Genomic DNA, 9,782 nt, shown 5'->3' with positions numbered 1-9,782 from the left:
CCAGCTCGACGACACCACGAAGCACCGCGCCGGCTGGTGGTACGCCTTCTACGTCTTCGCGGGCCTGTCCACCCTGGCCAAGGGCCTGCTGGGCGTGGGCCTGCCGGCCGTCATCCTCGTGCTCTACGCCTTCTTCGCCGTCATCCCCTACGACGCGGCGAGCCTCAACGCGCACCTGCGCTGGCTGCTGGAGCCCTCCTTCCGCGCCGAGGTGCGCGAGGAGGGCAAGCAGCCCATGCCGGTGCTGTGGGCACAGATGTACAAGATGAAGCTGGGCACCGGCATCCTCGTGTTCTGCGCGGTGGCCGTGCCCTGGTACCTCACCCTGTCCCTCTTCGAGGGCGTGGACGACGAGAGCAAGCTCTTCTGGTACCGCTTCTTCATCCACGACCACCTCAACCGCCTGAGCGCGGGCGTGCACACCACGACGCCGGGCGGCACCTTCATCTACTTCATCGAGCAGGGGGGCTTTGGCATCTTCCCCTGGGTGGCGCTGCTGCCCGGCGCCTTCGCGGTGGTGTCCCGGCTCAAGCCGCGCTCGCACAACAAGGCGGACCACCTGGCGCTCATCGCCGTGCTGTGGGTGGCCTTCTCCTTCACCCTGCTGGCCTCCTCGGCCACCAAGTTCCACCACTACGTCTTCCCGGTGCTGCCGGGCCTCGCCGTCCTCATCGCCCTCTTCGTGGACCGGCTGTGGGAGGAGGGCATCTCCGCCCATGCGATGAGCCTCGTCTTCGGGCTCGTCCTCTTCATCCTCGTGGGCCATGACCTGGCCAGCAACCCGAAGAACTTCACCGACCTCTTCGTCTACAACTACGACCGGCCGTACCCCACCGAGCTCGTCACCAAACCCATCGCCATGTTCGCCTCGCGCCCGCTGTGGGTGGGGGACATGCTGACGCTGGTGCTGCTCTCCGTGGGGGCCTACCTCGCCGTGGGCGTATTCCCGGCGAGGGCGCGGGCCTCGGTGGGCGCGCGGGCGGTGGCGCTGCTGTGCCTGGGCATGGGCGCGGCCTTCCTCGTGCCCATGGCCCTGCGGGGCGCGGTGGGCGCGCAGTGGCCGCTGGGCCTCGCGGTGGGCCTCGTGGGCGGCTGGCTCGCGTGGCAGGCGACGAAGGCTCCCGCCGAGTCGCGCACGGGCCTGTGGGTGCTCGCCGGCGCGCTGGCGGTGGTGGGCGGAGCGCTCCTCGCGCGCGGCATCCGCACGCCCGTGCTGAGCGACTCGCTCCTCAAGTCCCTGGCCGCTCCGGTGAACGTGAAGATGGCCATGGGCTACGCCTTCGCGGTGGCCGGCGTCCTGGCCGTGGTGGCGGCGCTGCAGCGGGCGCGGGTGATGCTGTACGGCACCTTCTGGGCGCTCGCGGCCGGCTTCGCCCTCTGGTTCAACTGGGGCCACTGGGTGGACCTGTCCCACCACTGGACGCAGCGCGACCTGTTCTGGCGCTACTACGCCCAGCGCAAGCCCTCCGAGCCCATCACCGCCTTCATGATGAACTGGCGCGGGGAGACGTTCTACTCGCGCAACCAGGTGAAGCAGATCCGCGAGGTGCCCAAGCTCAAGCCCTTCGTGGACCAGCCCGGCCGGGAGTGGGCCCTGGTGGAGCACAACCGGCTCGGCCTGCTGAGGCAGGCGGCGGGCACCGACAAGACCGTCACCGTCATCGACCGCGACATCAACAACAAGTTCGTCCTCGTGAGCATCGATTGAGCGGTATCTCCGTCCAGGGCCTCGCCAAGCGCTTCGGCAAGCGCACCGCGGTGGAGGGGCTGTCCTTCGACGTGCGCCCGGGCGAGGTCTTCGGGCTGCTCGGGCCCAACGGGGCGGGGAAGACGACCACGGTGCGGATGCTCACCGGCCTCCTGCTCCCCTCGGAGGGGGAGGCCCACGTCTGGGGCCATTCGGTGCGCACGGACGGCGAGTCCCTGCGCCGCGTGGTGGGCCTGCTCACCGAGCAGCCCGGCCTCTATGAGCGGCTGAGCGCGCGCGACAACCTGCGCTTCTTCATGAAGCTGCACGAGCTGGACGAGCGCGCCACCTGGCCGCGCGTGCAGCGCTACCTCGAGCGCTTCGGCCTGGCGGGCCGCGAGGACGACCCCTGTGGCAGCTTCTCCAAGGGCATGCGGCAGAAGCTGGCCATCATTCGCACCCTGGTGCACGACCCCAAGGTCATCTTCCTGGACGAGCCCACGAGCGGCCTGGACCCCGAGTCGGCGCGCACCGTGCGCGACGCGGTGGCGGAGCTGGCGGCGGAGGGACGCACCATCGTCCTGTGCTCGCACAACCTCTCCGAGGTGGAGCGGCTGTGCACCCGGGTGGCGGTGGTGAAGGGGCGGCTGCTGGCGCTCTCCTCGGTGAACGAGCTGCGGCGCACGGGCAGCGAGCTGGAGGTGAAGGTGGAGGGCGACGCCGGACGCTACCTCCAGGCCCTGGCCGCGCTGCCCTTCGCGCCCAACGTGCTCGCCGAGGGCGGGCGGCTGCGGGTGATGCTGGCCGACGAGGAGCAGGCCCCGGACGTGGTGGCGTGTCTGGTGGGCGCGGGCGCGCGTGTGCGCAGCGCGGTGCCGGACCAGCGCCCGCTCGAGGAAGTCTACCTGGAGCTCATCCGCGAGCGGAGGGTGTGAGCATGGCGTTTCGTCCCCGTCGCGCGCTGGCCGTCTTCTGGAAGGACTTCCTGGACCTGCGCAAGAACCCCTCGCTGCTGGCCGCCATGACGGCGCTGCCGGTGGTGCTGGTGGTGGTGCCGATGATCGTCGTGTGGACGTACGTGCGCGATCCGAACGACACCAACCTGCGGGTGATCGCCCTCTACTACGACCCGAACCTGCCGCTGAACGCCAGCGCGGGGCGCTTCCTGGTGGAGCGCACGCTGCTGGACTGGTTCGGCATGTTCCTGGTGATGCCGGTGTTCGTGCCCATCCTCATCTCCTCGCAGAGCGTGGCGGGGGAGAAGGAGCGGCGCACGCTGGAGCCGCTGCTGGCCTCGCCGCTGACGTCGGCGGAGCTGGTGGCGGGCAAGAGCCTGGCCTCGCTGGTGCCGGCGGTGGCCATCACCTGGCTGGCCTTCGTGCTGCTGTGCGTGGGCGTGGACGTGGTGGCGTGGCCGCTGGGCCAGGGGTTGATGATGCCCACGGGGCTGTGGCTCTTCGGGGTGCTGGTGATGGCGCCGCTGTTCGCCTTCTTCGGCAACGGGGTGGCGGTGCTCATCTCCGCCCGCGTGGCCGAGGCGCGCACCGCGCAGCAGTTCTCCGCGCTCGTGGTGCTGCCGCTCGTGGGGCTGGTGGCCGGCCAGGTGGCGGGCTTCCTGAGGGCCGGGGTGGCCTACTACGCCGTGCAGGGCGTGGTGGTGCTGCTGCTGGACATCGGGCTGCTGTGGGCGAGCATCCGCCTGCTGGACCGCGAGAGCCTGCTCAGCCGCTGGGGATAGCCGGGCGGACGATGGCTCGCCGGGTTGGCTGGCCATGAATGCCCTGACTCTGGCATGTTCCCAGGGAAGAGCAGGGGACGTACGAACGGCGGGCATGCAATCAGCCCGGACGCTATGCGTTAGGAAGGGGAGGCGGCGTGGGCTCCCGGTAGTCGACGCGGTCCTGGAGGCAACGAAAGCACGATGGGATTCTTCGGTACGATCAAGGACGAGGCGAAGCGCAACTTCATCGCGCGTGCCGACGAGGCGAAGGACGAGATTGTCTACAAGTATCCGGAGAAGAACATCCGGATGCTCACCCAGCTCACCGTCGCCGCGGACGAGGTCGCCCTCTTCGTGAAGGACGGGAGGGTGGAGGGCAAGCTGGGGCCGGGCCGGCACCAGCTCGACACCAGCAACATCCCGTTCCTGTCGCGGCTGCTCGAGGGCTTCACCGGCGGCAACCTGTTCATCGCCGAGGTCTTCTTCGTCTCCACGCGCGAGTTCACGGGCGTGAAGTTCGGCGGGCCCATCGGTGACGTGCGCGACCCGGAGACGGGCCTGGGCATCGGGACGATGGTGTACGGCGACTTCTCCATCCGCGTGACGGAGCCCGAGAAGCTGGTGGTGGGCCTGGTGGGCATGGGCCGCACGAGCAACGCGGAGTTCCTCGGCTGGTTCAAGAACCAGGTGCTCAAGGTGACGCGCGACCGCATCGCCGAGCTGCTGGTGAAGAAGAAGTGGCCGCTGCTGGACGTGACGAGCGGCGCGTACACCGAGGAGATCGAGACCGAGGTCATCGCCGGCCTGAAGCCGCACGTGGACACCTACGGGATGACCGTGGTGCGGATGGGCAACTTCCACGTCAGCATCAAGGAGGAGGACGAGGTGACGCTCAAGAAGCTGTCCAAGGACGTGGCGTACTCGCGTCTGGCGGGCGGTTTCCAGCAGTACGCGCAGGGGCAGGCGATGCTGGGCGCCTCCGAGGGCATGGCCAAGGGCGGCGGGGGCTCGGATGGCGCGCTCCAGGGCATGGGCATGGGCATGGGCTTCGGAATGGCCCAGATGTTCTCGAACCAGCAGCAGCAGAACCAGCAGCAGCACCAGCAGCAGCAGCAGCCTCCTCCCGCGGCGGCCCCGGCGGCCGACACGCGCAGCCCGGCGCAGCGGCTCAAGGAGCTCAAGGAGCTGAAGGACGCGGGCGTGCTCTCCGACGAGGAGTACACCGCCAAGCGCGCCGAGCTGATGAAGCTGCTCTAGCCCCTGGGTTCCCCACCCGTCCCTCTCTCACGGGAGGGACAGGGTGAGGGGCGCCGAGTCAGTGGCTCTTGCTCCGAGGCTTCCGCCCGTGTTCCGGGCGGGAGCCTTCGTGCTTTCTGGAGGCCTTGGCGCTCTTGGCCTTGGAAGCGCGGGCCTGCCGGGCCTTCGAGACCTGCGCCTTCGGGGGGGCCGGCTTCACCGTCGCGGCCGCCGGAGCGGGCGCGGGGGCGGCAGCCGCGGGCTCGGGCGAGGCCGGAGCGGTGGGACCGGGAGCGGGCTGCTCGCCTCGGGCATCCAGCTTGATGGGGACCTGCAGGGTGGTGCCGAGCCGCAGCAGCAGCACGTCCGGGGCGATGGCGCTCTCGCCCATGGCCTGGGCCACCTCGCGCGCGGAGAGCGCGTTGCCGTGGGCCCACAGTCCCTTGAGGAAGGCGCCGGCCTCGGGGCTGTGCCACCAGGACGGGCCGAAGCGCGCCTTCAACTGGCCCTGGAGCTGGCCCGCGAGGAACCACGCGCGGAAGTTATCCGCGGACTGGTAGAAGTCCTCCTGGTCCACGAGGTAGCGCGCCGCGTCGTCGTCCGTGGCCGGTATCGCGTCCGTGCGGGTGATGAGGGCCTTGTACAGCTCGCGGGTGTCGGCGCCCTCCTGGCGGTGCACCGCGAGCTGGTACAGCAGCCGGCCCGCGGCGCGGCGGATGAGGAACAGCTTGTGGGCGCTCGCCGCCGCCAGGTACTCGGTGCGGTCCCTGCCCGACAGCCCGGCATGCTCCTCCAGCCACACCGGGTCCTCCAGCAAGTCCTCGAAGAGGGCGGCGTAGGCCTCGGTGACGGTGGGGTTGCCCAGCCTGGCCAGCTCGAAGCGCGACTCCTGGGTGAAGGCGTAGTGCAGCGCGTGGCCAACCTCGTGCATCAGCCGCGAGGCCTCCAGTGCGCCCTCGACGGGGCGCATCGACATCCGCACGTCCCCCGGGACGCCGATGCCCAACGTCAGCGGGCGCGGGTTCTTCCTCGGCACGTCGTCGCGCGCGTCGATGCGCACGTTCTTCATCGTCCAGAGGTTGAGCCCCATTCCCGTCAGGGTGGCATGCGCGCGCGAGAGCTGCTTGTCCTTGGGGAACAGTCTGTCCACGTCGCGCGGGCGGAACAGCCGGGGGAGGTCCGCCCGGGTGAGGCTCGCGAAGGGCTGCCCCAGCTCGCGTTGGGAGAGCCGCTCCATCACTTCCTTGTAGGGCGCCTCGGTGGCCTGGAGCACCTCCTCGGCCAGCAGGCCCAGCCGGCCCAGGTCCGCCTGCCGCAGCTCGCCGCCGAAGGCCTCGTAGGAGGGGTAGCCCAGCTCGCGCACCAGCTCCTCGGTGCGCTCCTCGCGGCGGCGCAGCAGTTGGTTGAGTCGCTCCAGCGCGGGCGTGGCCGCGGTGTAGAGGGCCTGGCGCTTCGGCGCGCTCCGCTCGTTGGCGAGCAGCCGCTCCAGGTCGTGCCAGCGCACCTCGCGGCCGTCCACGGGGAAGGAGAGCGAGGCCTCCAGGTTGGCGATGGCGTCGTTCACCTCGGCGAGCTGCTGCGAGAGGTACTCGCCCGCGAAGTGCGACTGGAGCGCGGTGAGGGCACGCAGCTCGCGCGGGTCCGTGGTGCGCTGGCGCAGCCGGTCGATGTTCCGGATGTTGTCGAGCCTGAACAGGCCCGACCTGTCCACGTAGGTGGCGGCCACGTCCGCGCGGGCACCCTCGGCCCAGTACTTCCACACCAGCTCGCTCTGGGTCTTGAGCAGGGCCTCGGACTCGGAGGCGAGCCGGGCCACCTCGGTGGCGAGCTTCTGCTCCTCGGTGAGCGGAGGGGAGGGCGGCTTGGAGCCAGGCGTGACGCACCCGCCGAGGGCGCTGAGGCTGAAGGAGAGGAGGAGTGCGGGAAGCCTTGGGCGCATGAGACGCGCAATGTAACTTCCGCGGCGCCCATGCCCAATCAAGTCCAGTGGCGCTCGGCCGCCGGGCGGCAGGCGCTCTACGGAGCCCTCCGTCGATTCTTCAGCCAGCTAGGCTACCTCGAGGTGGACACCCCGCTGCTCGTCCCGACTCCGGGGATGGAGCCCCACATCACCGCCTTCGAGGCGCCCTTCGTCCCGGAGACGGACGTGGGGCAGCGCCGCACCCTCTACCTGCACACCAGCCCCGAGTACGCCATGAAGCGGCTGCTCGCCGACGGGGCGGGGCCCCTCTTCCAGATCTGCAAGGTGTTCCGGAACGGGGAGGTCTCCCGGACGCACAACCCCGAGTTCACGATGCTGGAGTTCTACCGGCCGCGCGCGGACTACCACGCCATCATGGCGGACCTGGAAGGGGCGCTGGCCGAGGCGGACCGCGCGGTGGGAGGCGATGGCTTCTTCGCCCGCACGCCCTATGAGCGGCTCTCGGTGCGCGACGCGGTGCTCCGGGCCACGGGGGTGGACTTGCGGGCCTGCCCGGAGGGGGCCTCGCTGAAGCGGGCGGCGGAGGCGGCCGGGGTGCGCACCGGGGACGCCACGAGCTTCGATGACGTCTTCTTCCACCTCTTCCTGCAGAAGGTGGAGGGGACGCTGGGGTGGGAGCGGCCCACCTTCCTGACGGAGTACCCCGCCTCCATGGCCTCGCTGGCGCGGCTCAAGCCGGAGGACCCCACCGTGGCCGAGCGCACGGAGCTGTACGCTCGGGGGCTGGAACTGGCCAACGGCTTCTCCGAGCTGACCGACCCGGTGGAGCAGCGTGCCCGGCTGGTGGAAGAGCAGGAATTCCGACGCCAGGCCGGGAGGGCGGTCTATCCACTGGACGAGCGCTTCCTGGACGCGGTAGGGCGCATGCCACCCTCGGCGGGCATCGCCGTGGGGCTCGACCGTATCTTGATGCTGTTGCTGGGGGTGGAGTCCATCTCGGAGGTCCTCCTCTTCCCAGCGCACGAATTCGTCTGAAGGACCCCGGCCGTGCGAGCGCCCGGGGAGAATCACTATGGCCACGAAGAAGCAGCCGCAGCCCTACTCCTCGCAGGCCCACCCCTGGCATGGCGTCTCGCCGGGTTCGGAGGTGCCCGAGGTCGTCACCGCCTACATCGAGATCGTTCCCACCGACACGGTGAAGTACGAGCTGGACAAGGAGACGGGCATCCTCCGGTTGGATCGGCCGCAGCGCTTCTCCAGCCAGTGCCCCACGCTCTACGGGTTCATCCCCCAGACGTACTGCGACGAGCTGGTGGCGAAGCGCTGCGCCGAGCGCACCGGCATCAAGGACATCAAGGGCGATGGGGATGCGCTCGACATCTGTGTGCTGACGGAGAAGGTCATCACCAACGGCGCGTTGCTGGTGCATGCGATCCCCGTGGGAGGCTTCCGCATGGTCGACGGCAAGGAAGCCGACGACAAGATCATCGCCGTGCTGGAGTCGGACCTCGTGTACGGAGCCCTGCAGCACGTCGCGCAGCTCCCGACCGCGCTGGTGGAGCGCCTCAAGCACTACTTCCTCACCTACAAGCAGATTCCCAGTGAGGTGAAGCGCTCGGTGGAGATCGTGGAGATGTACGATCAGAGCGAGGCGCACGAGATCATCCGGCGCAGCATGAAGGACTACCAGCGCGTGTACGGGCGCCCGGCGGCGACGCAGAAGTCGCGCGCCAGCAAGCGCTAGGCGCTCTACCCGCGGAAAGCCTTCGCGAAGAACTTCTCGATCCGCGACTTTGGCGGTCTTCGGATCCACGGAAGCCACGCCCTCGGCGAAGGCGGTGGCCGAGGCCTTGCCCTCGCCCTTGAGGTACGCGCCCACGTGCCGGTTGAAGTCGTGGCTCACGCTCGCCGCGACGCCCACGCTCGTCTCCGCCTTGGCCGTCAGCGCGGCCGTGTACGCGTGGCCCTTCGTATCCGCCGAGACGCCCGCCTGGGCGCTCGCCTTGAAGGCGTTGGCCTCGGCGGTGAGCTGGCCGCTGGTCACGCCCAGACGGCCCGCGTGAACCTTCTGCAGCTCGTAGGAGGCGTGGGGCCCATTGAGCTCGGCCTGGGCCGAGTAGTGGTGCACGCCACTGCCGTGGTGGCTCGTGGTGGAAGCCTGCATCGAGCCCAGGTTGCCGCTCACCCTGCCCCCGAAGACATCCGTCACCACCCCGAGCCCGATGCACCCGGCGCCGGCGGGGCGGGCCACTTCTCGCTCCACCGACTCAGCGCACCTCGAGCAGTCGCACGCGCTTGTAGAGGCGGCGGTCGAGCGGCATCCGCATGTCCGTGAGCTTCATCTCCGCGTCGAACTCGATGCTGACGGTGGGCACGGGCGGGCTGATGGAGATGATGAGCTCGATCTGCCACAGGCTCACGAGCTGCGTGCGGCCCTGGAGGGCCTCGGGGGGCGGGACGGGGAGACGCTCGGCGGCGGCACGGATGTCGACGAGCGCCTCCCGGTCGGTCTGGCCGTCGTTGCTGGGCGTGACGAGCTCCACGCTGAGCAGCTTGCCCTGGGTGTCCTGCACCACGCGCACGGTGGCGCGGCGGGTGGCCCGGAAGTCCTCGCGCATCTGCCGGCGCAGGGTACGGCGCGCGTCGAGCGTCGGGTTGCCGCCGGGCGGCAGGCGATCATAGGCCTCGGGCGTGTCCGCGTTGAGCGGTGAGCCCGTATTGGAGTAGGCCGCCGCCCGGTCCTGCCAGACGCGCATCCACTCCTTCGAGTTGCCTCGGCTCTGGTCGAGGAAGCCCTTGAGGCCCTTCGCGCTGACGGCGCGCTCGGCGTCCCAGCTCTTCAGCAGGGACTTGCCCAGCTCGGAGAAGTAGGGGTGCACCAGCCCGCGATCCACCTTCCCGCGGCGCACGCCCTCCAGCACCATGTCGGCCACCTTCTCCTCGGGCGTGGAGGGCCCGGGCACGCCCGCGTCCGGCACGGCGACGCCTCCCTGGGGACTCCACGAGAGCGACGGAGAGGGCAGGAGCCGCGAAGCGCCCAGGCGCGGGCCCTCGGCGCGAGGCATGTCCGCGCGGGGCATGTCGCTCGGTGGGGGCGCCTCGGTGACGGTGGGGGGCTCGGTGGGCGTGGGCGCCGGCTCGGGGGGAGGGGGCTTTGGCGCCTGCGCGACGGCGGGGGGCTCGCGGCGGGACGGCTTCGGTGGAGGCTTGGGGCTCGG

At 70.2% G+C, this 9,782-nt stretch carries 9 protein-coding genes; 7 read left to right on the top strand and 2 right to left on the bottom strand.

Annotated elements, in window-relative coordinates:
* The 4 genes from VF697_RS04030 to VF697_RS04015 form a co-directional block, all read left to right on the top strand.
* Positions 1-1,708: dolichyl-phosphate-mannose--protein mannosyltransferase (locus VF697_RS04030; RefSeq protein WP_331092145.1), on the top strand; the 1,708-nt coding region annotated here is incomplete at its 5' end.
* Positions 1,705-2,622 carry an ABC transporter ATP-binding protein gene (locus VF697_RS04025; RefSeq protein WP_331092144.1) on the top strand — a complete coding sequence of 306 codons (918 nt, stop codon included), beginning with the start codon at positions 1,705-1,707 and terminating at the stop codon, positions 2,620-2,622. The genes VF697_RS04030 and VF697_RS04025, both read left to right, overlap by 4 nt.
* Positions 2,623-2,624: 2 nt before the next feature.
* A complete protein-coding gene (locus VF697_RS04020) occupies positions 2,625-3,425 on the top strand; it encodes an ABC transporter permease subunit (protein ID WP_331092143.1) in 801 nt (266 codons plus the stop codon).
* A gap of 183 nt (positions 3,426-3,608) precedes the next feature.
* Positions 3,609-4,664, top strand: a complete 1,056-nt coding sequence (locus tag VF697_RS04015; RefSeq protein ID WP_331092142.1) for an SPFH domain-containing protein — start codon at positions 3,609-3,611, stop codon at positions 4,662-4,664.
* A gap of 58 nt (positions 4,665-4,722) precedes the next feature.
* On the opposite strand, the gene VF697_RS04010 is transcribed toward VF697_RS04015, so the two are convergent.
* Positions 4,723-6,582, bottom strand: a complete 1,860-nt coding sequence (locus VF697_RS04010; RefSeq protein ID WP_331092141.1) for a chromosome segregation protein SMC — start codon at positions 6,580-6,582, stop codon at positions 4,723-4,725.
* 30 nt (positions 6,583-6,612) lie between these two features.
* On the opposite strand from VF697_RS04010, the gene epmA reads away from it, so the two are divergent.
* Genes epmA through VF697_RS03995 form a run of 3 tightly spaced genes read left to right on the top strand, consistent with a single transcriptional unit; the run spans position 6,613 to position 8,627 of the window.
* The gene (gene epmA, locus VF697_RS04005; RefSeq protein ID WP_331092140.1) at positions 6,613-7,599 is read left to right on the top strand and encodes an EF-P lysine aminoacylase EpmA; all 987 of its coding nucleotides are present in this window, start codon (positions 6,613-6,615) and stop codon (positions 7,597-7,599) included.
* 37 nt (positions 7,600-7,636) lie between these two features.
* A complete protein-coding gene (locus VF697_RS04000; RefSeq protein WP_331092139.1) occupies positions 7,637-8,308 on the top strand; it encodes an inorganic pyrophosphatase in 672 nt (223 codons plus the stop codon).
* 49 nt (positions 8,309-8,357) lie between these two features.
* Complete coding sequence (locus tag VF697_RS03995; protein WP_331092138.1) at positions 8,358-8,627, top strand: hypothetical protein; 270 nt, start codon at positions 8,358-8,360, stop codon at positions 8,625-8,627.
* A gap of 204 nt (positions 8,628-8,831) precedes the next feature.
* On the opposite strand, the gene VF697_RS03990 is transcribed toward VF697_RS03995, so the two are convergent.
* Positions 8,832-9,782, bottom strand: a 951-nt coding sequence (locus tag VF697_RS03990; protein WP_331092137.1) for a TonB C-terminal domain-containing protein, incomplete at its 5' end; no start/stop codon positions are given.

The organism is Archangium sp. (genome assembly GCF_036388035.1).
Classification (GTDB): domain Bacteria; phylum Myxococcota; class Myxococcia; order Myxococcales; family Myxococcaceae; genus Archangium.
The sequence above is the reverse complement of the archived record's forward strand: the minus strand, read 5'-3'. Positions and strand labels throughout refer to the sequence as shown.